Below are 25,484 nucleotides of genomic sequence, written 5' to 3' on the forward strand. Positions count from 1 at the left end.
GGTTAAATCCGCCGCAACTTACGCGAAGTAGAGGACGAGGGGATCCCATGAAGCTGCTGTTGAGCCTTGCGTGCGCGGTCGTGGCCCTGGCCGGCTGCGTGAGCACGCCGCCGACGCCGACCGAGCCCGGAACCGGCCGCGGCCTGTCCTACGTGCCGAAGGTCGCGATGCAAGGCGTGGACCGTGTCCGCTACGACGCCGACGTGGCCGAATGCCGCACGGCCGCCACGCGCATCACCGCGCGCAACGAGGACAACGACTGGATGTGGGCCGCCTTCGGCCTGGGCCTGATCACGGTGCACGGCCAGGGCATCGCGGGCGCCGCGGCCTGGACCGGCCTCGCCGCCGTCATCGTCGACATGAACTCGCGCCCGCCCGAGTCGGTGATCGCCGAGCACCAGCAGATCGCCGTCGTGCACTGCATGGCCAAGCGCGGCTACCGCAACCTCGACCCGAACGTGCGCGACAGCTTCTATGCCTACGGCTACTCGCCGGTCGAGTCGTTCGCGCCGCGGCGCACCGGCGTCGACACCTACAACGTCGAGCGGATCGCGAAGAACGGCCGCTGCAACCTGCAGCCGCGCGCCGAACTCACGGCCAAGGGCCCGGGCTACGAGGCCTATACCGTGCCCTGCGAGAACGGCGGCACCTGGGCCGTGCGCTGCGAGTTCGGCCAGTGCCGCGTGCTGGCGCAGGCGCCGGTCCGGCGCTCCTGAGGCGGCTTCCCGCCGGCCAAGAAAAAGCGGCGCCTCGAGCGCCGCTTGTTCTTTGGGTCAGGCTCAACGCCAGACGTAGTGGCCGCGCACGTAGCGGCCATGCTCGCGATGCGCGGGCACCCAGACCTTGTGCTTGCGGTGGACCGGCGCCATGTGCGGCCGGTCGTAGCCCGGGCCGGGATGTGGCTGCGCCAGGGCGGCGCCGGAGGAAGCGAGCAGGCCGAGAGCGGCCGCGAGGATGAAGAGGGTCTTTTTCATGTTGGAGTCCTTCATGGGAGTGGATGCGCGGCGAAGCACCGTCGCAGGGACTTCGATCCGCACGGTGGAACCTTAGTTCGCTTCGGTGACGGCGCCGCGTAGGCGCTCGCGCAGTCCGCGCGCGGGCGCTCGGCCCTTGAGCGCGTGCAGCTCAGTTCACGACCAGCCCGCGCAGCGCGGGGTCGGCCGGCGGCGGCTTCAGGTCCATCTCGTGCAGGGTCTTCACCAGCAGCTCGGCGATCATCAGGTTGCGGTGCCGCTTGCTGTTGGCCGGGATCACGTGCCAGGGCGCATGCGCGCTCGAGGTCGCGGCCAGCGCCTTGTCGTAGGCGCGCTGGTAGGCATCCCACTTGGTGCGCACCTCGAGGTCGGCCATGCTGAACTTCCATTCCTTGCCGGGCGTGTCGATGCGCGCCTGCAGCCGCTGGCGCTGCTCCTCCTTGTCGATGTGCAGCATGCACTTCACGATGGTGGTGCCGGTCTCCACGAGCAGGCGTTCGAAGTCCTCGATCTGCGCATAGCGGCGCTTCGTTTCGGCCTTGTCGATCCAGCCTTCGACCACCGGCACCAGCACGTCCTCGTAGTGGCTGCGGTTCCACACCATGACCTCGCCGGTGCGCGGCACCACGGCATGGCAGCGCCACAGGTAGTCGTGCGCGCGCTCCTCGTCGTTGGGCGCCTTGAAGGCGCTCACGCGCACGCCCAGCGGCGAGGTGCGCGAGAACACCCAGCGCACGGTGCCGTCCTTGCCGCTGGTGTCCATGCCCTGCAGCACCACCAGCAGCTTGCGGCGGCCTTCGGCATGCAGCAGGTTCTGCAGCTCGTCGAGCTCGATCGCCAGGGCGTCGAGGCGGTCGCGCTGCGCGGCCTCGTTGCCCTTGAGGAAGGGCGTGTCGCCGGGATCGATGCGGGAAAGCTGGAACTTGCTGCCGACGCGGTACTTCTTGAAGCTGGCCATGGCCTGCGGTCTCCGTTGAATGAACGAAGGCCACAGGGTACGCGATGCGCGCGCCGTGGCTGTCAGCGCTCGTCGGGATCGATCGAGGCGCTCCAGCGGCTGTCCCACTCGGCATGGCGCGCCGCGTCGTCGAGCACGCGCCGGTCGCGCTTGGTCGGGCGGCCCTGCTCGATGGCGAGCGCGGGCTCGCTGCCCATGCGGCGCTGCTCGCGGAAGGCGGCCTGCGCCGCCAGGCTCTCGGGCGTCTCTTCATAGAGCTGCTGGGCCACCGGCGCCGGGCCGCGCTGGCCGCTGAGGCCGCGCACGGTGACGGTGCGCGTCAGCGGGCCGAGCCGCATCGCGACCGCGTCGCCGACCTTGACCTCGCGCGAGGCCTTGGCGACGTCGCCGTTCACCAGGATGCGGTTCTTGCCGATCTCCTCGGCCGCCAGCGAGCGGGTCTTGAAGAAGCGCGCGGCCCAAAGCCATTTGTCGATGCGAAGACGATCCATAAATCAGGAGGTGTGCCGGTCCAGGGGCAGGTGCACGACGGCGTCGAGCCCGGCGATATTGTCCCGCGTGTCGGGGCCCGTGCGGTTGTCGAGCGCGATCCGGCCGTCGAGCGCGAGCACGATCTCGCGGCAGATCGCGAGGCCCAGGCCCGAGCCGCTGGCGCTGTCGCCGGCCGAGAAGGGCGCGAACAGCCGCCGCCGCAACTCGGCGGAGATGCCCGGGCCGCTGTCGCGCACCCGCAGCATCGCCTCGCCGGCCTCGGCGCGCACCGCCACCGAGAGCGCGCCCCCGGCCGGCGTCTGCTTGATCGCGTTGTGCAGCAGGTTGCGCGTGAGCTCCTGCAGCATCCAGCGGTGGGCGCGCACCGGCACGGGTTGATCGGCATCGAGCTCGAAGTCGAGCGCCTTGTCGGCGATCAGCGGCGACAGGTCGAGCACGATCTGGCGCGCCACCTCGGCCAGGTCGAGCCGCACCGACTCGGGCTGCTGGCGCAACTGCTCGACCTTGGCCAGCGACAGCATCTGGTTGGCCAGCGCGGTGGCGCGGTCCACGGTCTGGGCGATCTCGACCAGCGCCTGCTCGGGCGCCAGGTCGCCGCGCCGGGCCGACTGCACCTGCGCCTTGAGCACCGCCAGCGGGGTGCGCAGCTGGTGCGCGCTGTCGCGCACGAAGCGCTTCTGGTGGTCGAGCAGCCGCTGCAGCCGCCCCATGACCTCGGTGGTGGCATCGATCAGCGGACGCAGTTCGCGCGGCGCATCGGGCGCGTCGATCGGCGACAGGTCGTCGGCGGCGCGCCGCTCGATCGCCTCGCCGAGCTGGCGCACCGGCCGGGTCGCGCGCTGCACCACGAACACGGTGACGGCCGCGATCACGCCCATCAGCAGTAGCTGGCGCCACAGCGTGTCGAGCAGCAGCTTGCGCACCAGGGTCTCGCGCAGCTCCAGGGTCTCGGCCACCTGCACCACGGCCATGCCGCGGCCGCGCGCGCTGGCCACCGGCTGCAAGAGCACCGCCACGCGCACCGGCTGGTCGCGAAAGCGCGCGTCGTAGAAGTCGACCAGCGCGGCGTAGGGCGTGCGATCGGGAATGCGGCCGTGCCAGAACGGCAGCTCGCCGAAGCCCGAGATCATCTCGCCGTGCAGCGTGGAGACGCGGTAGAAGAGCCGGCTGCGGTTGTCGGCCTCGAAGGCCTCGAGCGCCGAGTAGGGCACGATCGCGCGCAGCTCGGCCTGCTCGTCGTAGCCCGCCACGTCGAGCTGCTCGCCGATGGTCTTGGCCGAGGCGAGCAGCGTGCGGTCGTAGGCGGTGGTGGCGGCGGCCAGGCTCTGGCGGTAGAGGCTCACGCTGTTGATCACGATCAGCAGCGCGACCGGCGCGAGGATGCCGAACAGCAGCCTCGCGCGCAGCGACAGGTTGGTCGTCATGACTCCGCGCGAAGAAGGTAGCCGAGCCCGCGCAGCGTCATCAGCGCGGCGCCGGTGCCCACGAGCTTCTTGCGCAGCCGGTACACCACCACCTCGACCGCCTCGTACTGCACGTCGGTCTCGCCGGGGAACACGAGCTCGAACAGCCGTTCCTTGGTGACGGCATGGCCGGGCTTCATCATCAGCGCCTTGAGCAGCGCGAGTTCGCGCGGCGTGAGTTCGAGCACCTCGGCGCGGTGGTAGATGGCGCCGCTGTCGGGCTCGAAGCGCAGGCCGCCGACCTCCTGCGGGTTGAGCACCGGGTCGGGCCCGGCGTTCTGGTTGCGCCGGCGCAGCGCGCGGATGCGGGCCTCGAGCTCGTCGAGGTCGAAGGGCTTGGGCAGGTAGTCGTCGGCGCCGGCGTTCAGGCCGACGATGCGGTCGCCCACGGTGCCGCGCGCGGTCAGCAGCAGCACGGGCGTGCGCAGGCCCTCGGCGCGCGCCTGCGCCAGCACCTGCAGGCCGTCGAGGTTCGGCAGGCTCAGGTCGAGCGCCACCACGTCGGGCTCGACCGCGCGCCAGTGCGCGAGCGCGAGCGCGCCGTCGCCGCACACGCGCACGTCGATCTTGCTACGCGCGAGGCTGCGCTGCAGCGTGACCTGCATCGAGGGATCGTCTTCGACCAGCAGCAACTTCATGGATCGGGGCGGCCGGCGGGGCGCGCGCGCAAGGCTTGGAAAGGGACTCGGAAGTGGGCCTGGAAGAGGGCTCGGGGCGGGGAGCGGGCTTCGGTGTTTTCCCCAGTCCGCCGGACAGCCAACTGACAGCGGGGCGGCGCATGATAGCGGCTCAGGTCCTAGTCAGGTTCCGTTCTTTCCCCTCAGGAGACACCAACGATGCGTCGCGATACCTTTTTGAAGTCCCTGGCCGCGCTGGCCGCCGCTGGCGCGCTGCCGCTGTCGGCGCGCGCCGCCGCCAACGTCAAGATGATGATTCCCGCCAACCCCGGCGGCGGATGGGACACCACGGGTCGCGCGCTCGGCAAGGCACTGACCGATGCCAAGGTGGCCGACACGGTGGCCTACGACAACAAGGGCGGCGCCGCCGGCGCGCTGGGCCTGGCCCAGTTCGTCAACGGCTCCAAGGGCGACCCGAACGCGCTGATGGTCATGGGCTCGGTCATGCTGGGCGGCATCATCACCGGCAAGCCGCCGGTCAAGCTCGAGCAGGCCACGCCGATCGCGCGCATGACCACCGAATACAACGTCTTCGTGCTGCCCTCGAACTCGCCGTTCAAGACCATGAAGGACGTGGTCGAGCAGCTCAAGAAGGACCCGGGCAGCGTCAAGTGGGGCGGCGGTTCGCGCGGCTCCACCGAGCACATCGCCGCGGCCATGATCGCGCAGAAGGTCGGCGCCGATCCCTCGAAGATCAACTACGTGGCCTTCCGCGGCGGCGGCGAGGCCACCGCGGCCATCCTCGGCGGCAACGTCACCATCGGCGGCAGCGGCTACAGCGAGTTCGCCGAATACATCGCGGCCGGCAAGATGAAGCCCATCGCCGTCACCTCGGCTCAACGCCTGCCCGGCATCAACGTGCCCACGCTCAAGGAGCAGGGCATCGACGTCGAGATCGGCAACTGGCGCGGCGTGTACGGCGCGCCCGGCATCAGCGCCGAGCAGCGCAAGGCCCTGACCGACATGGTGCTGGCCGCGCTCAAGAGCGCCTCGTGGGCCGAGTCGCTCAAGAAGAACGACTGGACGCCGGCCGTGATCTCGGGCGACGCCTTCACCAAGTTCGTCGACGACGACTTCGCGAGCCTGCGCGCCATCATGGCCAAGTCCGGCATGGTCTGAGCGCCCGCTCTGCCCAGCCCACACGGCGCGCTGTCACTCACGACAGCGTGCCGTTTTCAAATCCAGCCCGTCTCGCTCGAATCCGGGAGCAGAAATGACAACACCACATCCCTCGATGGCGCCGCCCGAAGCGGGCGCCCCTCCCGCCGCGCCCTGGCCTCAAACCGCCGTCGGCATCGGCGTGCTGCTGACCGGCGCGGCGCTGGCCTTCGGCGCGATCGGCATCTCCTCCGAAGCCGGCTATGGCGGTGTCGGGCCCAACTTCCTGCCCTGGCTGGTGTCCATCGTGCTGATGGTCTGCGGCGCCTGGATCACCTGGGAGGCGCGCAGCGGCGGCTTTCGCGAACTCGAGGCGCCCTCGGGCGGCGACCGCGCCTACTGGCCCGGCTTCGTGTGGGTCTCGGCCGGGCTGCTGCTCAACGCGGCGCTGATCACCACCATCGGCTTCATCCTGAGCTGCGCGCTGTGCTACCTGCTCGCGGTGCAGGGCCTGCGCCGCGCGAGCGGCCAGCCGGCCGCCGGTTCGGCGCGCACCTGGGTGGTCGACTTCCTGACCGGCGCCGCGATTTCGGCGCCGGTGTTCTGGATGTTCACCAAGTTCCTGGCCATCAGCCTGCCGGGCCTCACTGCCACAGGGTGGATCTGACATGAACCCCCACGCTCATCACTTCGTGTATTCGCTGCCCCCCGGGGGGGCGCAGGCCTCCCTCGGGGCGGCCCAGCGGGAGGCCTGACATGGACATCTTCAACGCACTCCTGGCCGGCTTCGCGGCCGCGATCACCCCGATCAACCTGCTGTGGTGCCTCATTGGTTGCGCCCTGGGCACGGCCGTCGGCGTGCTGCCCGGCATCGGCCCCGCGGTGGCGGTGGCGATGCTGCTGCCGATCACCGGCAAGGTCGACATCACGGCCTCGATGATCTTCTTCTCGGGCATCTACTACGGCGCCATGTACGGCGGCTCGACCACCTCGATCCTGCTCAACACGCCCGGCGAAACCGCCAGCATGGTGACGGCGATGGAGGGCAACAAGATGGCCAAGAGCGGCCGCGCGGGCGCGGCGCTCGCCACCGCGGCCATCGGCTCCTTCGTCGCCGGCACCATCGCGACCGTGGTCGTCACGCTGTTCGCGCCCTTCGTGGCCGACTACGCGGTGCGGCTCGCGGCGCCCGAGTACTTCCTGCTGATGCTGCTGGCCTTCACCACCGTGAGCGCGGTGCTCGGCAAGAGCACGCTGCGCGGCATGACGGCGCTGTTCGCGGGCCTGGCGATCGGCTGCGTCGGCCTCGACCAGATCTCGGGCCAGGGCCGCTACACCGGCGACATGCCCGAGCTGCTCGACGGCATCGAGATCGTGCTGGTGGCCGTGGGCCTGTTCGCGGTGGCCGAGGTGCTCTACGCGGTGCTCTACGAAGGCCGCGTGGTCGAGGGGCAGAACAAGCTGACCCGGGTCCACATGACCGGGCGCGACTGGAAGCGCTCGATCCCGGCCTGGCTGCGCGGCGCGGCCATCGGCACGCCCTTCGGCTGCATCCCGGCCGGCGGCACCGAGATCCCGACCTTCCTGAGCTACGCCGCCGAGAAGAAGCTCGCGAAGGACGAGGAAGCGAAGAAGGAGTTCGGCACCGTCGGCGCGATCGAGGGCGTGGCCGGTCCCGAGGCCGCGAACAACGCCACCGTGACCGCTGCGCTGATCCCGCTGCTCACGCTCGGCATCCCGACCTCGAACACCACGGCCATCATGCTGGGTGCGTTCCAGAACTACGGCATCCAGCCGGGCCCGCAGCTGTTCACCACTTCGGCCGCGCTGGTCTGGGCGCTGATCGCCTCGCTCTACATCGGCAACCTCATGCTGCTGGTGCTGAACCTGCCGATGGTGGGCCTGTGGGTCAAGCTGCTCAAGATCCCGAAGCCGCAGCTCTATGCCGGCATCCTGATCTTCGCGACCGTCGGTGCCTACGGCATGCGCCAGAACACCTTCGACCTGTTCCTGCTCTATGCCATCGGCCTGCTGGGCGTGGTGATGCGGCGCTTCGACTTCCCGACCGCACCGGTGGTGGTCGGCATGATCCTGGGCCCGCTCGCCGAGGCCAACCTGCGCAACGCCATCGCGATGGGGCAGGGCAGCCCGGTGGTGTTCTTCCAGCGGCCCGAATCGATCGTGATCATCGTCGTGATCCTCGCCGTGTTGGTGCTGCCGCGCGTGGCCAAGCGCATGAGCGAGAAGAAGCTGGCGCGGCTGGCGGCCTCGGGCTGAGGCCGGTCTTTCTTCGACAAAGCGCCGCGGGCAGCGATGCCCGCGGCGCTTTTTCTTTGGGTTGCCGCCCTGTGCGCGAACACGAACGGTTTCAGAGGTCGGTCAAATTCCATAAAATGAGAACCATTCTTATTTGTTGATGGGTGCCCGGCACTCGTTGGAGGAGTGCCATGGCCGCGGCCGAATCCGCCTTGCAGCAGGAAGTCCGAAGCTTGTACAGCGACCATCACGGCTGGCTGCAGGGCTGGCTGCGCCGCCGCCTGGGCAATGCCTTCGATGCGGCGGACCTCGCGCACGACGTCTTCATCCGCCTGCTGGCGCGCAGGGAACCGGTCGCGATGAAGGAGCCGCGCGCCTACCTGTCGTCGGTGGCGCGCGGCCTGGTGATCGACCACTGGCGCCGCCGCGAGCTCGAGCAGGCCTGGCTCGAAACCCTGGCGCAAATGCCCGAGGTGACCGCGCCTTCGCCCGAGCAGCGCCTGCTGATCCTCGAGGCGCTGGTCGAGATCGACCGCATGCTCGACACGCTCAAGCCCGCCGTGCGCACGGCCTTCCTGCTGGCCCAGTTCGACGGCCTGAGCTGCCGCGAGATCGGCGAGCGGCTGGGCGTGTCGCTGGCCACGGCCGAGCGCTACGTGGCGAAGGCGCTGCGCGCCTGCTACGCGTTCCGCTTCGAGGCATGAGCGCCGCGCCGGGCCGCCCCAAGCAAGCTCGCACCGCAGTGCGAAGCACGAAGGTATTTCGATGAGCACTGTTTTGCCCGACAGCGTGATCGACGCCGCCATCCTGTGGTCGGTGCGGCTCGACCATGGCGAACCCACGCCGAGGATGCGGCGCGCGCACGCGCAATGGCTGGCGGCCGATCCGCGCCATGCGCAGGCCTGGCAGCGCGTCGGCGACCTGCGGCGCGGCTTTGCCGGCATGCCGGCGGGCCCCGCGCGCGACACCCTGCAGGCCGCGCAGCTGCACCGGCAGCAGCGCGGCCGCCGTGCCGCGCTCAAGCTGCTGTCGCTGGCCGGCGTGGCGCTGGGCGCGGGCTGGCTGCTGCGCGAGCACGCGCCGTGGCAGCGCCTGCTGGCCGATGCCAGCACCGGCACCGGCGAGCAGCGCACCCTGCGGCTGGCCGACGGCACGACGCTGGTGCTCAACACCGACAGCGCGGTCAGCACCGACCTGAACGGCGAGCGCCGCCTCGTGGTGCTGCGGCGCGGCGAGATCATGGTCAACACCGGCGACGATGCCGGCGCCGCCGCGAAGCGCCCATTCTGGGTCTACACGCCGTTCGGCCGCATGCAGGCGCTGGGCACGCGCTTCGTGGTGCGCATCGACGAACGGCGCGCGCGCGTCAGCGTGCAGCAGGGCGCGGTGGCGCTGCATCCGGGCGACGGTCCCGCCGAGGCCGTGGTGCAGGCGGGCCAGAGCCGCTGGCTCGCCGAATCGGGCAGCTCGCCGGCCGCCAGCCTCGGCTTCGACGAGGACGGCTGGGTCGACGGCGTGATCGCCGGCCGGAACATCCGCATGGCCGACCTGCTGGCCGAGCTCGGCCGCTACCGCCATGGCGTGGTGCTGTGCGATCCGGCCGTGGCCGAGCTGCGCGTCTCGGGCGTGTTCCATGTGCGCGACAGCGACCGCGCGCTGCAGTTCCTCGCGCAGACGCAGCCGATCTCGGTGCGGCTGCGCACGCGCTACTGGGTGTCGGTCGGGCCGCCGGCCTGAGCGGGCCTTTCAGAAAAATTTCGAGGACGACTGGAAAAAGCTGAGGGGATCGCGTTTCTCGTCCGACCTCCTGGATGAACCCGCTCGGCGACGAGCGCCTTCCATCCTTCGAGCCTGTCCAGACCCATGAGCCTTTCCCGATTCCGCGCCGCCGGCGCGCCGACCTTCGCGCTGCACACGGCGCTGCATGCCGCGCTGGCCCTCGGCGCGTTCGCCGCCGCCGCGCTGCCCGAGGCGGCGCGCGCGCAGGCGCCCGACGAGATCCGCAGCTTCAGCGTGCCCGCCGGCCCGCTCGATGCCGCGCTCGACCGCTTCGCGCGCAGCGCGGGCGTCAACCTCAGCTACGACCCGGCGCTGGTCGCGGGCGCCGTCACGCGCGGGCTCGAGGGCCGCCACGGCATCGCGAGCGGCCTGGCCGCGCTGCTGGCCGGCAGCGCGCTCGAAGCCGTGCCGCGCCAGGGCGGCGGCTTCTCGCTGCGTCGGGTGGAGACGCGCGCGCCCGTGGTCCCCGGCGCCGGCGGCGCGGCGCTGGCGCCGGTGACGGTCACGGCCGCCGGCCCCGCGGCCGACGTGCTCGCGGCGCCGTACGCGGGCGGGCAGGTCGCGCGTGGCGGCCGGCTCGGCATGCTGGGCACGGCCGACATCTTCGAGACGCCGTTCAGCACCAAGGCCTACACGGCCGAGCTGATCCGCAACCAGGGCGCGCGCAACGTCAACGACATGGTGGCCAACGATCCCTCGATCCGCACCAGTCTGTCGGCCACCTCGCCGCTCGACCAGAGCTCGATCCGCGGCTTCCTCACCAACAGCGACGCCTACCTGTTCGACGGCCTCGAGGGCCTGTTCGCGTACAGCAACATCCCGATCCAGCATTACGAGCGCCTCGAGGTGCTCAAGGGGCCGGCGGCCGGGCTGGTCGGCGCCTCGGGCTACGGCAGCACCACCGGCGGCAGCTTCAACCTGGTGCCCAAGCGCGCCACCGACACGCCGGTGCGCTCGATCACGCTGTCGGCCAACCAGCGCTCGCTGCTTGGCACCCATGTCGACCTGGGCCAGCGCTTCGGCGCCGACCACCAGTTCGGCGCGCGCATCAACCTCAGTGCCGAGGACGGCCGGGTCTACGACGGCGCCGACCGGCGCCTGGCCGCGGCGCAGATCGCGCTCGACTACCGCGGCGACCGCTTCCGTGCCGTGCTCGATGCTGGCTACACGCGGCGCACCTCGTCGCCGCTGTTCAACCACTGGCTGCTGCAGGCCGGTGCCGCGCTGCCGCCGCCGCCCGATCCCAAGGTGCATCCCAAGCCCTCGTGGGAGATGCTCGAGGTGCGCCAGCCCTTCGCGCTGCTGAGCACCGAGTGGGACTTCGCGGACAACTGGACCGCCTATGCGCGCTTCGGCAAGTTGCGCGAGACCGCGCCCGAGCGCCGCTACATCGACCAGACCACCATCAACGGCCTGGGCCAGGTCAACTACAGCAGCGCCTCGAGCCTGCTGTGGACGCAGTCCAACCAGGTGGCCGACGTCGGCGTGCGCGGCAGCTTTTCGCTCGGGGCCACGAAGCACAAGCTCGCGCTCAGCGCCGTGTCGCAGCGCCAGCAGCTGCTCGACATGCGTTCGCAGTCGCTGCCGCTGCCCCAGCGCGTGGTCGGCAGCATCTACACGCCGAACCTGGTGCCGAATCCCTTCGCCTTCGGCGTGCCGGTGGTGCAGGGCGTCGACAGCCCTGCGCTCGACCTCGACAGCCTCGCGGTGGCCGACACGATCTCGGCCTTCGACGATCGCCTGTTCGTCACGCTGGGCGCGCGCCACCAGCGAATCAGGAAGCTGCCCTACGACCAGTCGAAGACCACGCCCACGGTGGCCGCGCTCTACAAGTTCGACAACGGCATCTCGGTCTACGGCAACTACGCCGAATCGCTGGCCCAGGGCGCGGTGGCGCCGGCCGGCGCGCGCAACGCGGGCGAGCAGCTCGCGCCCTATCTGTCGCGCCAGCACGAGTTCGGCCTCAAGTGGGACCGCGGCAGCCATGGCCTCACCGTCGCGTACTTCGACATCCGCAAGGCCACGGCCTTCGTCGACAGCGACAACTTCTTCCGCGCCGCCGGCCTGCAGCGCAACAAGGGCGTGGAGATCGAAAGCTTCGGCGAGATCGGCAAGGGCCTGCGCCTGCTGGGCGGCGTGGCCTGGATCGACGCGCGCATGTCGAAGACCGCGGGCGGCGCGAGCGACGGCAGGAAGGCCATCGGCGTGCCCGAGTTCACCGCCAACCTCGGCCTGGAGTACGACGTGCCCTCCGTGCCCGGCCTCACGCTGACCGGCCGCTACATCTACACCGACAGCGCCTGGGTCGACCTCGCCAACACGCAGCGCGTGCCCTCGTGGAAGCGCATCGACATCGGCGCGCGCTACGCCACGCGCGTGAACGGCGTGGCCACCACCCTGCGCGCCGGCATCTCGAACCTGCTCGACGACAACTACTGGACCATCGCGGGGCGCAACTTCATCTCGGTGGCGCCGCCGCGGACCTGGCAAGTGCAGGCCAGCTTCGACTTCTAGGGCGCCTTCGCCAGGTCGTCGTCGATGTGCGGATCCGGCGGCTGCCCGCGCAGCCTGCGCACCGTGCGCCGGATCCAGTGCTCGATGTCGTCGACGTAGGTGAACACGGCCGGCACCACCAGCAGGCTCAGCACCGTCGAGGTGATCAGCCCGCCGATCACCGCCATCGCCATCGGCGAGCGGAAGCTCGAGTCGGCGGCACTCCAGCCGAAGGCGATCGGCGCCATGCCGGCGCCCATGGCCAGGGTGGTCATGATGATCGGCCGCGCGCGCTTGTGGCAGGCATCGAGCAGCGCCTCCCAGCGGTTCATGCCATGGTCGCGGCGCGCCACGATCGCGTACTCCACCAGCAGGATCGAGTTCTTGGTCGCGATGCCCATCAGCATGATCAGGCCGATCAGCGAGGGCATCGACAGCGCCTTCTGCCCCAGCAGCAGGCCGACGAAGGCGCCGCCCAGCGCGAGCGGCAGCGCGCACAGGATGGTCACCGGGTGCAGGAAGTCCTTGAACAGCAGCACCAGCACGATGTAGATGCACAGCACGCCGGTCAGCATCGCCAGGCCGAAGCTGTTGAACAGCTCGGTCATCACCTCGGCGTCGCCGACCTCGGTCACGCGCACGCCCGGCGGCAGGTTGCGGATCGAGGGCAGGGCCATCGCGGCGTTCTTGGCGTCGCCCAGGCCGACCGAGGAGAGCTCGATCTCGAAGTTGACGTTGCGCGAGCGGTCGTAGCGGTCGATCACGGCCGGGCCGCCCTCGACCGTGAGCTGCGCCACCTGGCCCAGCATCACCGGGCCGCGGCTGCCGGGCACGGTCAGCCGTTCGAGCAGCGCCAGGTCCTGCCGCGCGCTGTCCTCGAGCTTCACCAGGATCGGCACCTGGCGCTGCGCGAGGTTGAGCTTGGGCAGCGACTGGTCGTAGTCGCCCAGGGTGGCCACGCGCAGCGTCTCGGCGATGGCGCTGCTGGTCACGCCCAGGTCGGCGGCGCGCGCGAAGTCGGGGCGCACGGCGATCTCGGGCCGGATCAGGCTCGCGGTCGAGGTGATGTTGCCCAGGCCGGGGATGGTGCGCAGGTCGCGCTCCACGTCGCGCGCGGCGCTCACCAGCGTGGCCGGGTCGTCGCCCGACAGCGAGAGGATGTACTTCTCGCCCGAGCCGCCCAGGCCCACCGTGCTGCGCACGCCGGGCAGGGTCTCGAGGGCGCGGCGGATCTCGTTCTCGATCACCTGCTTGCGCGGCCGGTCGCCGCGCGGGTCGAGCTTCACCGTCAGCGTGGCCTTGCGCGTCTCGGGCGTGCCGAAGTTCGCGAACGGATCGCCGCCCGCGCTGCCGCCGCCCACGGTGGTGTAGACGCTGCGCACATGGCGGATCTTCATCAGCCGGTGGCGCGTCTCCTCGGCCGTGGCCTGCGTCTGCGCCAGCGTGGCGCCGGGCGCGAGCGAGAGGTAGACCTGGGTCTGCGAGTTGTCGTCGGGCGGGATGAAGCCGGTCTTCAGCAGCGGGATCATCGCCAGCGAGCCGAAGAAGAACAGCGTGGCCAGCACCATGGTCTTGAAGCGGTGCGTCATGCACCAGGTGACCCAGCGCATGTAGACCGACAGCCAGCGCGGCTCCTTCTCCTGGTCGACGATGGGCTTGAGCAGGTAGGCGGCCATCATCGGCGTGAGCACCCGCGCCACCACCAGCGAGGCGAACACCGCGAGCGAGGCGGTCCAGCCGAACTGCTTGAAGAACTTGCCGGCCACGCCGCTCATGAAGGCCGTGGGCAGGAACACCGCGATCAGCGTGAAGGTGGTGGCGATCACCGCCAGCCCGATCTCGTCGGCCGCCTCCATCGCCGCGTCGTAGGGCGACTTGCCCATGCGCAGGTGGCGCACGATGTTCTCGACCTCCACGATCGCGTCGTCGACCAGGATGCCGATCACCAGCGACAGCGCCAAGAGCGACACCACGTTGATCGAGAAGCCCAGCAGGTGCATGCCGATGAAGGCCGGGATGGCCGACATCGGCAGCGCCACGGCCGAGACGAAGGTGGCGCGCATGTCGCGCAGGAACAGCCACACCACCAGCACCGCGAGGATGGCGCCTTCGTACAGCAGGTGCAGCGAGCCGTCGTATTCCTCCTGCACCGGCTCCACGAAGTTGAAGGCCTCGGTGAGCTCGATGTCGGGGCGCTGGGCCTTGAGCTCGTCGAGCGCCTTGTGCACCAGCGCGCCCACCTCCACCTCGCTGGCGCCGCGGCTGCGCGCCACCTCGAAGCCCACCACCGGCTTGCCGTCGAGCAGCGCGGCCGCGCGCGGCTCGGCGATGGTGTCGCTGATGCGCGCCACCTGGTCCAGGCGCACGCGCCGGCCGTCCGACAGCGCGATCTGCATCGCGTTGAGCTGGTCGGCCGAGGTCACGGTGGCGAGCGTGCGCACCGGTTGCTCGCTGCCCGAGAGGTCGAAGCGGCCGCCCGCGCTCTCCACCTGCACCTGGCGCAACTGGCGTGAGATGTCGGCGGCGGTGGCGCCGAGCGCCTGCAGCTTGTTGGGATCGATGTCCACGTGCACCTGGCGCGTGACGCCGCCCACGCGCGAGACCGCGCCCACGCCGGGCTGGGCCAGCAGCTTCTTGCTCACGTCGTTGTCGACGAACCACGACAGCGCCTCGGCGTCCATATGGCTCGAGGCGATGGTGAAGGCCAGCACCGGCTGGGCCGCGAAGTCGAGCTTGGTGATGACCGGGTCGCGCACGTCGGCCGGCAGGTCGGCGCGCACCTTCTGCACCGCCGAGCGCACGTCGTCCACGGCCTCCTGCACCGGCTTCTCGAGCCGGAACTCGACGATCAGCGTGACCGCGCCGTCCTGCACCTTGGTCGTGATGTGCTTGAGGCCCTGTACGGTGGCGATCGAGTTCTCGATCTTGCGCGCGACGTCGTTCTCGAGCTGCGAGGGCGCGGCGCCCGGCAGCGAGGCCGAGACGGTGACGGTCGGCAGGTCGATGTCGGGGAAGTTCTGCACCTTCATCGCGTTGAAGGACAAAAGCCCGCCGAAGGTGAGCAGCACGAACAGCATCACCGCCGCGATGGGGTTGCGGATGGACCAGGCGGAAACGTTCATGGCGGTTTCTCCGGGGCTGGCTTACTTGCCGTTGCCGGCGGGCGGGGCGGCCGGGGTGGTCGCCGCGGCATCGACCACCTTCACCAGGTCGCCGTCGTTGAGGAAGCCCGCGCCCTGGACCACCATGCGCGCGCCCTGCGGCAGCGCGCTCGTGATCTCCACGCGGTCGCCGACGCGGCGGCCGGTCTGCACCTTGAGCTGCGAGACGCGGTTGTCGTCCTTCAGCAGGAACAGGTTGTTGAAGCCGTCGCGCGGCACGATCGCGCTCTGCGGCACCGTGGGCGCGCTGCTGCGGCCCAGCTCGAAGTCGCCGCGCGCGAACATGCCGGCCTTGATGCCGGTGTTCTGCTGCACCGGTGGCAGGTCGACGTAGACCAGCGCCGCGCGCGTCTGCGGATCGACCGTAGGCGCGATGCTGCGCACCTTGCCCTGCACCTGCGCGCCGCTGGCGCCCACCACGAACACCGGCGTGCCGAGCGCGATGCGCGCGATCTCGGCCGAGGTGACCTCGGCGCGCCATTCGAGCCGGCCCTGGCGGATCAGCCGGAACAGCTCGGTGCCCGCGGCCACCACGCTGCCCACGGTGGCGCTGCGCGCGGAGATCACGCCGTCGTCGGGCGCCAGCACCTGCGTGTTGCGCCCGCGCACCTGCTGCGCCGCGAGCACCGCCTCGGCGGCCTCGACGCGCGCCTTCGCGGTCTGCTCGCTGGTCTGGTACTGGTTGATCTGCTGCTGGCTCAGCGCGCCCGTGGCCTGCAGGGTGCGTGCGCGCGCCGCGTTGCCTGCCGCGTCGGCCGCGGTGGCGCGGGCCTCGGCCAGCGAGGCCTTGGCCTGCGCGATGTCGGCCTGCACCGTCTCGGGCGAGAAGGTGGCGAGCACCTGGCCCTTCTTCACCGCGTCGCCGACGTTGACGCGCACCTCGGCCAGCCGCAGGCCGTTCGACTCGGAGCCCACGCTGGCCTCCTGCCAGGCCGCGACGTTGCCGTTGGCCGCGAGCGTCACCGCGAGCTCGGTGGCCTCGGGCTGGCCGATGGTGACCGTGAGCACGGGGCGCGACGCGGCGGCCTTGCCGTCCTTGGCGGGCGTTTGCTGGCCTTGCGGCGCCGGTGCGTCGGCGGGCTTGCCGCGGCCGAACAGGAACAGTGCCCCGGCGACGGCGGCGACGACGACCAGGACGACGATGAGGGTGGTGCGGGAGGGGCTTTTCATGGCGACGTCGCGACCTTGGCGGCCGGGGTGGAAGAGCGGTGGATAGTGAGGGTGCGGCCCGGCGTGGTGATGATGGTCACGGGGGGGCGCTTCGGCGCGGCTTCGGCGGCGGCTGCCGCGGTGCCCGGGCGGGTCCAGCCGCCGCCCATGGAGCGGTACAGCGCGACCCAGGCCTCGGCGCGCTCGCGTTGCAGCGAGACGCGCGCGGTCTGCGCGCTGAACAGCGTGCGGCGCGCATCCTCGAGCTCGAACAGGCTCGCCAGGCCGCTGTCGAAGCGCGCCTGCGTGGCATTGAACGAGGCCTGGTAGTTCTGCACCGCGGCGTCGGCGTCGCCGGTGCGCGCATCGGTGGCGTCGAGGTTGACCAGCGCCTCCTCGACCTCGCGCACCGCCTGGCGCACGTTGGCGCGGTAGAGCGAGACGGCTTCGGTGTAGCGCGCCTTGGCCGCGTCGGCATTGGCCGCGCGCGCGCCGCCGTCGAGCAGCGGCACGGTGAGCGCCACCGGGCCGACGGTCCAGGTCTCGATCGATTCGCGGAAGCCGCTGACGCGAAAGCCCGTGCGGCCGATGTTGCCGGAGATGGTGAGCCGGGGATAACGCTCGGCCTCGGCCGAGCCCACGTCGGCGCTGGCCGCGGCCACGCCGAGCTCGGCCGCGTAGACGTCGGGCCGCTGGGCGATGGCGTTGGCCGGCACGCTGTCGATGCGGCCCACGGCCGGCAGGGCGCGCTGCGCGGGTGCCGCGGCGAGCCGGGTCTCGAGCTCGGTCTCGGCGATGCCCGTGAGCGCCACCAGCGCCTTGCGCTGCACCGCGCACTGGGCGCGCTGCTGCGTCAGCCGGCCCGAGGCGTCGGAGGCGCTGGCGCGCGCGAGCGCGGCATCGGCCGGCGCGGTGAAACCGGCGCGCATCGACAGATCGGTCAGGCGCGCGGTCTCGCCGCGCGAGCGGGTGTCGGATTCGGCCACGCGCAGCTGCTGCTGGCAGGCGCGCTCGGCGAAATAGGTGTTGGCGGTTTCGGCCGCGACCGAGACGCGTGCCTCGTGCCACTTGGCATCGGCGCTGCGCTCGCGCTGCACGGCCGCGTCGCGGTCGGCGCGCAGGCGGCCGAACAGGTCGATCTCCCACTTGGTCTGCAGGCCGGCCTGCAGCGTGGTGATGGGCGTGGTGGCCGAAGTGCTGCCCGAGCCCGAGCTGGCGCCGCCGCTGCTTCCCGATGGCGTGCCGCCCGTCAGCCCCGCGGTGCCCCGGCTCGCCGAGCCGGTCGCATCGAGGCTGGGCAGCAGCGCGGCGCCGGCCTGCACGCGGGTCGAGCGTGCCTCGGCCAGCCGCGCCGCGGCGCTCGCCACGTTGGGGCTCGCGCCCTCGGCGGCCGCGATCAGGTCGACCAGCAGCGGATCGTCGAGCTGGCGCCACCATTCGGCCAACTGGGCGAGCGAGCCGCCGTGCGGCAGCGGCGCATGCCATTGCGCGGGGGCGGGCGCGCCGACCGCGGCGGGCGGCCGGGTCAGGCCGCAACCGGCGAGGCCGGTGGCCAGGCCGAGCCCGAGGCCTGCCTTGAGGCAGAGGATGGCGATCGGTCTTGGAACTCGTCTCATGCTGTCTTTCTCCCGGAGCGGGATGGAGGGCGGGGCGCCTGCGCGCGCGCGGGCGGCACCGGTTCGGCGGGGCGGCGCCGCGCCTCGGCCTCGACCAGCGCCACCGCATAGCCGGCGAGGCGCCGGGCCCAGGTGTCGACGGCGCGCGGCGTGCGCAGCAGCGCGGGACGGATCGCCTCGATCACGTCCTGGCTCACGAACAGCTGCATCGCGAGGCCCGTGATCGCGAAGGTCAGCCGGTGGATGTCGTCGTCGGCGCGCGCCACGCCGAGATGGCGGCACAGCATCGCCGCGATCGCGCGGTGCGGGTCCTTGATGTCGCGCTCGAGCTCCTTGGCCCACAGGCTGGTGGGCTCGAGCATCTCGCGCATGTGCAGGTGGATGCACTGGCGCACCACCTCGCCCTGGTCGAAGGGCTCGACCATCTTGGCGAAGAAGATGCGCAGCGATTCCTCCAGCGACAGGCCGGGCGCGGCGTAGAGCGCCACGAAGTCGCCCGCGTTGCCGCCCATGGGCTCGCTGAAGGTGGCGGCGTAGAGGCCGGCCTTGTCGCCGAAGTAGTAGCTGATGGCCGAGATGTTGACCCCGGCCTCGCGCACGATCTCGCGCGTGGAGGTCTTGGCGAAGCCCTTCTGCGCGAACAGCCGCAGCGCGGTGTAGAGCAGCCGCTGGCGCGCCTCGGCGCCGTCGCTGCGGGGCGCGCGCGGGGCGGCGGCGGTCTTTTGCGCCGGCAGCGTCGAAGGAGGAGCCGTGGACTTCATGCGGGCGATTACACCATGCCAAAAATCAAACGATTGATTAACTTAGGACCGACTGAGGCGATGCTGAAGGCCTCCTGAAGACAGGTGCGGCGCAGGCCGGTGGGCACAGGGGAGCGGGACGGAGCGTTCTGGCGGGGCGCGTGGGTGGCGGGGGAGGGGCTCCATCGCTGCCTGGCGGCGGCACCCTGTTCCTGGTGTGGTTGTCGATCGCGGTGCCGGCTCGCGCGCCCGTGCATTCTGACCCGGCCGCGCCGGCCGGCGATGCCGGATTTGTTGCGGATTGATGCAGGCTACGATCCGCGCATGCCTGCCCCTACCGCCGCCGCGCCCTCCGCCCTGCCGCTCGATGCCGACGGCATCCTCGCGCTGGCCGCGCGTTCCATGTTCCACCTGTTCTCGCGCATGAGCCAGGGCATGTTCCTGGTCGACCGCAGCGGGCGCATCGTCTGGGTCAACGAGGGCTACCGGCGCTTCCTGCCCGCGCTGGGCTTCTCGTCGATCGACCAGTTCCTCGGCCACATGGTGGAGGACGTGATCCCCAACACCCAGATGCGCCGCGTGCTCGAGAGCGGCGAGCCGATCCTGATCGACCTGCTGACCAACAAGGCCGGCACCTTCGTCGTGAGCCGCATCCCGCTGCGCGAGGAGCGCGCCGACGGCGCGGGCGAGGTGATCGGCGCCATCGGCATCGTGCTGTTCGACCAGCCCGAGACCACGCTGCAGCCGCTGATCAGCAAGTTCGCGCTGCTGCAGCGCGACCTCGACGATGCGCGGCGCGAGCTCGCGAGCCAGCGCAACAACCCGCTCTACCAGCAGGCGGCCGAGGGCCAGCGGCGTTCCAAGTACACCTTCGCGAGCTTCATCGGCAGCAGCCCGGCCGCGGTCGAGGTCAAGCGCCATGCGCGCCGCGCGGCGCAGTCGGCGAGCCCGGTGCTGCTGCTCGGCGAGACCGGTACCGGCAAGGAGCTGCTCGCGCATGCGATCCATGCGGCTTCGGCGCGCGCCAGGGGCCAGTTCGTGAGCCTCAACATCGCGGCCGTGCCCGACACCCTGCTCGAGGCCGAGTTCTTCGGCGTCGCGCCCGGTGCCTTCACCGGCGCCGACAAGCGCGGGCGCGAGGGCAAGTTCAAGCTGGCCGACGGCGGCAGCCTGTTCCTCGACGAGATCGGCGACATGCCGCTGGGCCTGCAGGCCAAGCTGCTGCGCGCGCTGCAGGAGGGGGAGATCGAGCCGCTCGGTTCGAACAAGCTGATTCCCTTCGACGCGCGCGTGATCGCCGCCACCTCGCGCGACCTGCCCGAGCTGGTGCGCCGCGGCCAGTTCCGCGAGGACCTCTACTACCGCCTCAACGTGCTGCCGCTGCGCGTGCCGCCGCTGCGCGAACGGCGTTCCGACATCCCGGCGCTGGTCGAGGCGCTCGGCGAGGACATGGCGCTGCGCAGCGGCGAGGCCCCGCCCGAGCTCACGCCCGATGCGCTCGCGCTGCTGGCCGGCCAGCACTGGCGCGGCAACATCCGCGAGCTGCGCAACGTGCTCGAGCAGGTGACCATGCGCAGCGACTCGCAGCGCATCGACGCGGCGCAGCTCGAGCGCATCCTGCGCGAAGCCGGCCTCGAGCAGATCGCGCAGCCCGCCGCGCTGCGCGACGCCCACGATGCCGACGAGGAGGCCGCGCTGCTGCGGCCGCTCGCGCAGCAGGTGGCAGAACTCGAGCGCCGCGCGATCGGCGCGGCGCTGGCGGCGACCGGGGGCAACAAGCTCGCGACCTCGCGGTTGCTGGGCATCTCGCGCGCGACCTTGTACGAGCGCATGACGAACCAGGCGGATTGACCCGCGCGCCGAGCGCGGACCACGAAGGAGGAGAGCATCGATGAAGGGCTTGTTGACGCGATTGAAGGGGGCGCTGGGCCGGCCGGCGCCAGGCCGCCCCGAGGAGGCCGGGCAGGGCGAGCGGGTCCTGGTCAACGCCTACTGCACGCGCGCCGATGTACCGGCGCTCGAGTTTCCCCATGCCCTGCAGGGTCGCCGCGATCTGTCGGACCCCGAACTCGCGCCCCACCTGGCCGGTTTCGTCGGCTACGTGCTGAGTCGCGGCGACGGGACGATGTCGCGCAACCGCTATCACGTGATGCGTCATGTCCAGCGCGTGCGCCAGCACCTGAGCCTGTCGCTCGACGAGGGCATGCTCGATGCGTTGTCGGACTGGGCCGTGCGCGCGAACGCGATCGTGTTCCTGCCCGACGGCAGCATCCGCGATCCCCGGGGGCGCATCCTCTTGTCGGCGGCGGGCGAGGAGCCCGATGGCGAAGCCGCGCTGCCCTATCCAGCCGAGGCCTGGGAACGCAAGGCGCGCACCGAGGCAGCGCTCGCGGCGCGGGGCATCGAGGTCCCGCGGCACCTGCCGCCGCTGGTCTGCGAGCCCGAGCTGCGGCTGCGCGCGCCGCAGGAGATCGCGGGCCGGGCCTTCGCGCTGCTGGCGGTATCGGCGCGGGCCGAGTCCCTCGCGAGCAAGGAGCCGCTGGCGCCAGAGGACCTGTTCGAGCGGCTGCCTTCCGCACGGGCGCACCTCACGCCGGCGGAGCAGGCTTTCCTCTCGGCCCCCGAACCGCTGGCGTCCGATGTCGTCCAGTTCGGCTGGCGCTACGAGTGCCTGTATCTGCTCGAGTGGGCGATGGGCCTGGTCGATGCGCTGCCTTTTCCTGGCGCGATCTGCGACGTGCCGCTCGCCGCGCGCACGATGCTGGAAGCCCGCGACCTGCCGGGCGCGCTGCGTTCGCTGCGCATGCGCGGCGAAGGCGAAATCCTCGATGCGCTCGACCTGCACTACCGCCTGCACTGGCGCGTACGCCAGGCGGGGCTCCAGCAGGTCCCCGTGCCGCCGGAACTCGATGCGGGCGTGATCGCCGAGCGGCATCGCGCCTTGAACTGGCTGGTGCGCTTCGAGGACCGCGAGTGGGACGAGGTCGACACGCCCACCTGACAATGCGGCCTCCACCCACCTCCGAACCTGCCTTCCACCAGAGCCTTCCATGAAGACACCGATCCGCTCCCTCGTCCTCGCCGCATCGTGCGCCTGTGCCGGCGCCGCCCTGGCCGCGCCACCCTGCGCCGACGAGGCGGTCGCGCGCGCGAAGAAGCTCTTGGTGTTCCATTTCGGCGAGGACGATCGCATCCGCGTCGGCTCCGAGGTCAAGGAGCTGCCGCCACTGCGCAACCCCGCCAACAAGGCGCAGCAGTTCCGCGTGCTCGAGGTCTGGGGCTCGATCTACAAGGGCAACTACCGCATGCGCCTGATCTATCACGTGGCGGGCAAGGACTGCACGCTGATGGGCCAGGAAATCCTCGAGTACGCCAGCCTGTGAGCGTCCGCGCACTGCGTTCGACCTTCGGCCCCAACTGCCACTGGTGCGGCCTGCCGATGGACTTCGACGAACCGCATGGCCGGCCCGAATCGGCCACCATCGAGCACCTGGTCGACGCCACCCTGGGCGGCGTGCGCTCGCCCAGGCACCGGCGGCTGGCCCACGCGGCCTGCAACCATGCGCGCAACGAGTTCCGGCTGCAGGCCGAGCGGCAGTTCAAGCAGTGGATCGAGGAGCGCCGGGCCTCCGAGAAAACCCTGACTGAAAAATAGACAGTCGCCTGAAATTCAGACACGCCGACTGTTCTGAATTCAGCCGAATCGCGCCTTCCTCGAATGAGGAAACCTTTGTAATCAACGGTTTAGCGCATGGCACGAAGTGTGCAATATTCAGTCATCTTTATCAGGAGACAACGAATGAACCGTCGCCACCTCGTCGCCCTGGCCGCGCTCGCCGCCTGCGCCGCCGCCGCACCCGCCTGGGCCCAGTCCGGTGAGATCCGCATCACCCACATCTACAGCAAGACCGGGGCGCTCGAGGCCTACGGCAAGCAGACGCAGACCGGCTTCATGATGGGCCTGAACTACGCCACCGAAGGCACGATGACCGTCGCGGGCAAGAAGCTGGTCGTGATCGAGAAGGACGACCAGGGCAAGCCCGACCTCGGCAAGTCGCTGCTGGCCGCGGCCTATTCCGACGACAAGGCCGCGCTGGCCGTCGGCCCGACCGCCTCGGGCGTGGCGCTGGCGATGCTGCCGGTGGCCGAGGAGTACAAGAAGATCCTGCTGGTCGAGCCCGCCGTGGCCGACTCGATCACCGGCGACAAGTGGAACAAGTACATCTTCCGCACCGGCCGCAATTCGAGCCAGGACGCGATCTCCAACGCGGTGGCCGTCGACAAGGCCGGCGTGACGGTCGCCACGCTGGCGCAGGACAACGCCTTCGGCCGCGACGGCGTGAAGGCCTTCGGTGCCGCGCTCAAGAAGGCCAAGCTGGTCCACGAGGAGTACCTGCCGCCCGCCACCACCGACTTCACGGCTGGCGCCCAGCGCCTGATCGACAAGCTCAAGGACCAGCCGGGCCGCAAGATCATCTGGATCGTCTGGGCCGGCGCGGGCAACCCGTTCAAGATCGTCGACCTCGACCTGAAGCGCTACGGCATCGAGATCGCCACCGGCGGCAACATCCTGCCGGCCATGGCGGCCTACAAGGCGCTGCCGGGCATGGAAGGCGCGGCCTACTACTACTTCGGCATTCCGAAGAACCCGGTGAACGAGGCGATGGTCGCGGCGCACTACAAGGAATTCAAGACGCCGCCGGACTTCTTCACGGCCGGCGGCTTCTCGGCCGCGATGGCGGTGGTGACGGCGCTCAAGAAGACCAACGGCGACACCAACACCAACAAGCTCATCAGCACCATGGAAGGCATGAGCTTCGACACACCCAAGGGCAAGATGACCTTCCGCAAGGAAGACCACCAGGCGATGCAGTCGATGTACCACTTCAAGATCAAGGTCGACCCGGCGTTCGCCTGGGGCGTGCCGGAGCTGGTGCACGAGATCAAGCCCGAAGAGATGGACATTCCCATCAAGAACAAGCGCTGAGTCCGGCGCTTCCCGCCACCTGAACGCGGCGCCGAGCGCCGCCCACCTTTTTCTTTCTCTTTCGCCCCGGATGGCCGCCGGGCGAAGCGCCAGCCTGCGTCCGCGCGGGCGGCGCGCTCCACGGCCGAGTCCTCGATCAGCCAAGCAGCGTTCTTACACCCATAACGGAAGGAGACAGCGATGCCAGCGATGAATTGGAACTGGAAGAGATCGGTCATGGCCGCGGCCATGGCGGTGGCCGCGCAGGGCGCGGCGGCGGCGGTGCCGCTGCCGGCGCTCGGCGCGAACCCGGCGGAGGTCAGCGTGTCGGGCCTGTCGGCCGGCGGCTTCATGGCGGTGCAACTGCACGTGGCCTATTCGGCCACCTTCAAGCGCGGCGCCGGCGTGGTGGCCGGCGGCCCGTACTACTGCGCCGAAGGCTCGGTGCTCAACGCCACCGGCCGCTGCATGACGCATGCGAGCAGCATCCCGGTGTCCACGCTCGTGAGCACCACCAACAGCTGGGCCGCCAGCGGCGCGATCGACCCGGTGTCGAACCTCACGGGATCGAAGGTCTACCTGTTCTCGGGCACCTCCGATAACACGGTCAAGCAGCCGGTGATGGACGACCTCAAGACCTACTACCAGAGCTTCGTGCCGGCGGCCAACACGGTCTACAAGAACAACCTCGGCGCGGGCCATGCGATGGTCACCGACGATTTCGGCGGCGCCTGCGCCACCACGGCCTCGCCCTACATCAACAACTGCGGCTTCGATCTCGCGGGCGAGATCCTCCAGCACCTCTACGGCCCGCTCAACGCGCGCAACAACGGCACGCTGGGCGGCAGCTTCACCGAGTTCAACCAGGGCGAGTTCTCGGGCGGCTCGGGCATGGCCGCCACCGGCTGGCTCTACACGCCCGCGGCCTGCGCGGCCGGCAGCGGCAACAGCTGCCGCGTGCACGTGGTGCTGCACGGCTGCAAGCAGAACTACACGGACGTGGGCGACCAGTACGTGAAGAAGACCGGCTACAACCGCTGGGCCGACACCAACAACATCGTGCTGGTCTATCCGCAGACCAGCACAGCGGCCACCAACAGCTGCTGGGACTGGTGGGGCTACGGCAGCGTCAACTACGCCAAGAAGTCCGGCCCGCAGATGGCGGCCGTCAAGGCCATGGTCGATCGCGTGACCGGCGGCGGGGGCGGCAGCGCGCTGCCCGCGCCCACCGGCGTGGGCACCTCGGGCGCGACCAGCAGCAGCATGGTCATCGGCTGGACCGCCGTGGCCGGCGCCAGCGGCTACAACGTCTACCGCGGCGGCAGCAAGGTCAACGCCTCGCCGGTGGCCGGCACCAGCTACACCGACACCGGCCTGGCACCCTCGACCAGCTACAGCTGGACCGTGACCGGCCTCACCGCGGCCAATGCCGAGGGCGCGATGTCGGCCGCGGCCACCGGCACCACCACGGGCGGCAGCGGAGGCGGCACCTGCTTCACAGCGAGCAACTACGCCCACACCGTGGCCGGCCGCGCCTATGCGCTGTGGGGCCTGACCTATGCCTACGGCTCGGGGCAATCGATGGGCCTGTGGAACATCTACGTGACCACCACGCTGAAGCAGACCGGCCCCAACTACTACGTGATCGGCAGCTGTTGAGGC

22 protein-coding genes are annotated in these 25,484 nt (G+C 70.6%); 13 read left to right on the top strand and 9 right to left on the bottom strand.

The window, feature by feature from the left end; genetic code table 11:
- Positions 1 to 47: 47 nt before the first annotated feature.
- Complete coding sequence (locus tag ACODT0_RS30065; protein ID WP_057596509.1) at positions 48 to 716, top strand: hypothetical protein; 669 nt, start codon at positions 48 to 50, stop codon at positions 714 to 716.
- Between the two features lie 63 nt (positions 717 to 779).
- On the opposite strand, the gene ACODT0_RS30070 is transcribed toward ACODT0_RS30065, so the two are convergent.
- From ACODT0_RS30070 to ACODT0_RS30090, 5 genes are all read right to left on the bottom strand, one after another.
- The gene (locus tag ACODT0_RS30070) at positions 780 to 974 is read right to left on the bottom strand and encodes a hypothetical protein (protein ID WP_057598659.1); all 195 of its coding nucleotides are present in this window, start codon (positions 972 to 974) and stop codon (positions 780 to 782) included.
- A 151-nt stretch (positions 975 to 1,125) separates the two neighbouring features.
- On the bottom strand, positions 1,126 to 1,932 hold the full coding sequence (locus tag ACODT0_RS30075; protein WP_057596507.1) for a PPK2 family polyphosphate kinase: 807 nt from the start codon (positions 1,930 to 1,932) through the stop codon (positions 1,126 to 1,128).
- Positions 1,933 to 1,994: 62 nt separating this feature from the next.
- The gene (locus ACODT0_RS30080) at positions 1,995 to 2,423 is read right to left on the bottom strand and encodes an RNA-binding S4 domain-containing protein (RefSeq protein ID WP_057596506.1); all 429 of its coding nucleotides are present in this window, start codon (positions 2,421 to 2,423) and stop codon (positions 1,995 to 1,997) included.
- A 3-nt stretch (positions 2,424 to 2,426) separates the two neighbouring features.
- The gene (locus ACODT0_RS30085) at positions 2,427 to 3,848 is read right to left on the bottom strand and encodes a sensor histidine kinase (protein ID WP_296739673.1); all 1,422 of its coding nucleotides are present in this window, start codon (positions 3,846 to 3,848) and stop codon (positions 2,427 to 2,429) included.
- Positions 3,845 to 4,525 (bottom strand): response regulator transcription factor, encoded by a 681-nt coding sequence (locus ACODT0_RS30090; RefSeq protein ID WP_261212757.1) that lies wholly within the window; start codon positions 4,523 to 4,525, stop codon positions 3,845 to 3,847. Before ACODT0_RS30090 ends, ACODT0_RS30085 begins: the two co-directional genes overlap by 4 nt.
- A 198-nt stretch (positions 4,526 to 4,723) precedes the next feature.
- Here ACODT0_RS30090 and ACODT0_RS30095 point away from each other — a divergent pair, with 198 nt between their 5' ends.
- The 6 genes from ACODT0_RS30095 to ACODT0_RS30120 all read left to right on the top strand — a co-directional run bounded on the left by ACODT0_RS30095 (position 4,724) and on the right by ACODT0_RS30120 (position 12,211).
- Complete coding sequence (locus tag ACODT0_RS30095; RefSeq protein WP_057596503.1) at positions 4,724 to 5,683, top strand: Bug family tripartite tricarboxylate transporter substrate binding protein; 960 nt, start codon at positions 4,724 to 4,726, stop codon at positions 5,681 to 5,683.
- Between the two features lie 94 nt (positions 5,684 to 5,777).
- The gene (locus ACODT0_RS30100) at positions 5,778 to 6,329 is read left to right on the top strand and encodes a tripartite tricarboxylate transporter TctB family protein (protein WP_261212756.1); all 552 of its coding nucleotides are present in this window, start codon (positions 5,778 to 5,780) and stop codon (positions 6,327 to 6,329) included.
- Positions 6,330 to 6,418: 89 nt separating this feature from the next.
- Positions 6,419 to 7,939: a tripartite tricarboxylate transporter permease gene (locus ACODT0_RS30105; RefSeq protein ID WP_057596501.1), complete on the top strand. Its 1,521-nt coding sequence runs from the start codon at positions 6,419 to 6,421 to the stop codon at positions 7,937 to 7,939.
- A gap of 170 nt (positions 7,940 to 8,109) precedes the next feature.
- Positions 8,110 to 8,622, top strand: a complete 513-nt coding sequence (locus ACODT0_RS30110; RefSeq protein ID WP_489042958.1) for a sigma-70 family RNA polymerase sigma factor — start codon at positions 8,110 to 8,112, stop codon at positions 8,620 to 8,622.
- A gap of 61 nt (positions 8,623 to 8,683) precedes the next feature.
- Positions 8,684 to 9,655, top strand: a complete 972-nt coding sequence (locus ACODT0_RS30115) for a FecR domain-containing protein (protein WP_489042959.1) — start codon at positions 8,684 to 8,686, stop codon at positions 9,653 to 9,655.
- A gap of 126 nt (positions 9,656 to 9,781) precedes the next feature.
- Positions 9,782 to 12,211: a TonB-dependent receptor gene (locus ACODT0_RS30120; protein WP_489042960.1), complete on the top strand. Its 2,430-nt coding sequence runs from the start codon at positions 9,782 to 9,784 to the stop codon at positions 12,209 to 12,211.
- On the opposite strand, the gene ACODT0_RS30125 is transcribed toward ACODT0_RS30120, so the two are convergent.
- Genes ACODT0_RS30125 through ACODT0_RS30140 form a run of 4 tightly spaced genes read right to left on the bottom strand, consistent with a single transcriptional unit; the run spans position 12,208 to position 18,877 of the window.
- The gene (locus ACODT0_RS30125) at positions 12,208 to 15,312 is read right to left on the bottom strand and encodes an efflux RND transporter permease subunit (RefSeq protein WP_413763336.1); all 3,105 of its coding nucleotides are present in this window, start codon (positions 15,310 to 15,312) and stop codon (positions 12,208 to 12,210) included. The genes ACODT0_RS30120 and ACODT0_RS30125 overlap by 4 nt on opposite strands.
- A 21-nt stretch (positions 15,313 to 15,333) precedes the next feature.
- Positions 15,334 to 16,521, bottom strand: a complete 1,188-nt coding sequence (locus ACODT0_RS30130; RefSeq protein ID WP_489042961.1) for an efflux RND transporter periplasmic adaptor subunit — start codon at positions 16,519 to 16,521, stop codon at positions 15,334 to 15,336.
- The gene (locus tag ACODT0_RS30135; protein WP_489042962.1) at positions 16,518 to 18,116 is read right to left on the bottom strand and encodes an efflux transporter outer membrane subunit; all 1,599 of its coding nucleotides are present in this window, start codon (positions 18,114 to 18,116) and stop codon (positions 16,518 to 16,520) included. The genes ACODT0_RS30130 and ACODT0_RS30135 overlap by 4 nt, the downstream gene beginning before the upstream one ends.
- The gene (locus ACODT0_RS30140) at positions 18,113 to 18,877 is read right to left on the bottom strand and encodes a CerR family C-terminal domain-containing protein (protein WP_489042963.1); all 765 of its coding nucleotides are present in this window, start codon (positions 18,875 to 18,877) and stop codon (positions 18,113 to 18,115) included. The genes ACODT0_RS30135 and ACODT0_RS30140 overlap by 4 nt, the downstream gene beginning before the upstream one ends.
- A 303-nt stretch (positions 18,878 to 19,180) precedes the next feature.
- Here ACODT0_RS30140 and ACODT0_RS30145 point away from each other — a divergent pair, with 303 nt between their 5' ends.
- The 6 genes from ACODT0_RS30145 to ACODT0_RS30170 all read left to right on the top strand — a co-directional run bounded on the left by ACODT0_RS30145 (position 19,181) and on the right by ACODT0_RS30170 (position 25,481).
- Entirely contained in the window at positions 19,181 to 20,707 is a 1,527-nt protein-coding gene (locus ACODT0_RS30145; protein ID WP_057594311.1) for a sigma-54 interaction domain-containing protein, read from the top strand.
- Positions 20,708 to 20,747: 40 nt separating this feature from the next.
- Positions 20,748 to 21,857, top strand: a complete 1,110-nt coding sequence (locus tag ACODT0_RS30150; RefSeq protein ID WP_489042964.1) for a DUF4272 domain-containing protein — start codon at positions 20,748 to 20,750, stop codon at positions 21,855 to 21,857.
- A 49-nt stretch (positions 21,858 to 21,906) separates the two neighbouring features.
- Positions 21,907 to 22,239, top strand: coding sequence for a hypothetical protein (locus tag ACODT0_RS30155; protein ID WP_057594309.1), 333 nt, complete (start codon positions 21,907 to 21,909; stop codon positions 22,237 to 22,239).
- Complete coding sequence (locus ACODT0_RS30160; RefSeq protein ID WP_489042965.1) at positions 22,236 to 22,511, top strand: hypothetical protein; 276 nt, start codon at positions 22,236 to 22,238, stop codon at positions 22,509 to 22,511. The genes ACODT0_RS30155 and ACODT0_RS30160 overlap by 4 nt, the downstream gene beginning before the upstream one ends.
- Before the next feature lie 144 nt (positions 22,512 to 22,655).
- Complete coding sequence (locus tag ACODT0_RS30165; RefSeq protein WP_489042966.1) at positions 22,656 to 23,843, top strand: substrate-binding domain-containing protein; 1,188 nt, start codon at positions 22,656 to 22,658, stop codon at positions 23,841 to 23,843.
- Positions 23,844 to 24,023: 180 nt separating this feature from the next.
- Complete coding sequence (locus ACODT0_RS30170) at positions 24,024 to 25,481, top strand: extracellular catalytic domain type 2 short-chain-length polyhydroxyalkanoate depolymerase (protein ID WP_489042967.1); 1,458 nt, start codon at positions 24,024 to 24,026, stop codon at positions 25,479 to 25,481.
- Positions 25,482 to 25,484 lie beyond the last annotated feature (3 nt).

This window comes from Variovorax sp. FG153, assembly GCF_057809595.1.

Coding starts and splice junctions, on each gene's coding strand:
- ACODT0_RS30165 (WP_489042966.1), top strand. CDS start 22,656: ATGAACCGTCGCCACCTCGTCGCCCTGGCCGCGCTCGCCGCCTGCGCC.
- ACODT0_RS30125 (WP_413763336.1), bottom strand. CDS start 15,312: ATGAACGTTTCCGCCTGGTCCATCCGCAACCCCATCGCGGCGGTGATG.
- ACODT0_RS30090 (WP_261212757.1), bottom strand. CDS start 4,525: ATGAAGTTGCTGCTGGTCGAAGACGATCCCTCGATGCAGGTCACGCTG.
- ACODT0_RS30070 (WP_057598659.1), bottom strand. CDS start 974: ATGAAAAAGACCCTCTTCATCCTCGCGGCCGCTCTCGGCCTGCTCGCT.
- ACODT0_RS30130 (WP_489042961.1), bottom strand. CDS start 16,521: ATGAAAAGCCCCTCCCGCACCACCCTCATCGTCGTCCTGGTCGTCGTC.
- ACODT0_RS30140 (WP_489042963.1), bottom strand. CDS start 18,877: ATGAAGTCCACGGCTCCTCCTTCGACGCTGCCGGCGCAAAAGACCGCC.
- ACODT0_RS30110 (WP_489042958.1), top strand. CDS start 8,110: ATGGCCGCGGCCGAATCCGCCTTGCAGCAGGAAGTCCGAAGCTTGTAC.
- ACODT0_RS30075 (WP_057596507.1), bottom strand. CDS start 1,932: ATGGCCAGCTTCAAGAAGTACCGCGTCGGCAGCAAGTTCCAGCTTTCC.
- ACODT0_RS30065 (WP_057596509.1), top strand. CDS start 48: ATGAAGCTGCTGTTGAGCCTTGCGTGCGCGGTCGTGGCCCTGGCCGGC.
- ACODT0_RS30115 (WP_489042959.1), top strand. CDS start 8,684: ATGAGCACTGTTTTGCCCGACAGCGTGATCGACGCCGCCATCCTGTGG.
- ACODT0_RS30100 (WP_261212756.1), top strand. CDS start 5,778: ATGACAACACCACATCCCTCGATGGCGCCGCCCGAAGCGGGCGCCCCT.
- ACODT0_RS30170 (WP_489042967.1), top strand. CDS start 24,024: ATGCCAGCGATGAATTGGAACTGGAAGAGATCGGTCATGGCCGCGGCC.
- ACODT0_RS30135 (WP_489042962.1), bottom strand. CDS start 18,116: ATGAGACGAGTTCCAAGACCGATCGCCATCCTCTGCCTCAAGGCAGGC.
- ACODT0_RS30155 (WP_057594309.1), top strand. CDS start 21,907: ATGAAGACACCGATCCGCTCCCTCGTCCTCGCCGCATCGTGCGCCTGT.
- ACODT0_RS30120 (WP_489042960.1), top strand. CDS start 9,782: ATGAGCCTTTCCCGATTCCGCGCCGCCGGCGCGCCGACCTTCGCGCTG.
- ACODT0_RS30150 (WP_489042964.1), top strand. CDS start 20,748: ATGAAGGGCTTGTTGACGCGATTGAAGGGGGCGCTGGGCCGGCCGGCG.
- ACODT0_RS30105 (WP_057596501.1), top strand. CDS start 6,419: ATGGACATCTTCAACGCACTCCTGGCCGGCTTCGCGGCCGCGATCACC.
- ACODT0_RS30085 (WP_296739673.1), bottom strand. CDS start 3,848: ATGACGACCAACCTGTCGCTGCGCGCGAGGCTGCTGTTCGGCATCCTC.
- ACODT0_RS30095 (WP_057596503.1), top strand. CDS start 4,724: ATGCGTCGCGATACCTTTTTGAAGTCCCTGGCCGCGCTGGCCGCCGCT.
- ACODT0_RS30080 (WP_057596506.1), bottom strand. CDS start 2,423: ATGGATCGTCTTCGCATCGACAAATGGCTTTGGGCCGCGCGCTTCTTC.
- ACODT0_RS30145 (WP_057594311.1), top strand. CDS start 19,181: ATGCCTGCCCCTACCGCCGCCGCGCCCTCCGCCCTGCCGCTCGATGCC.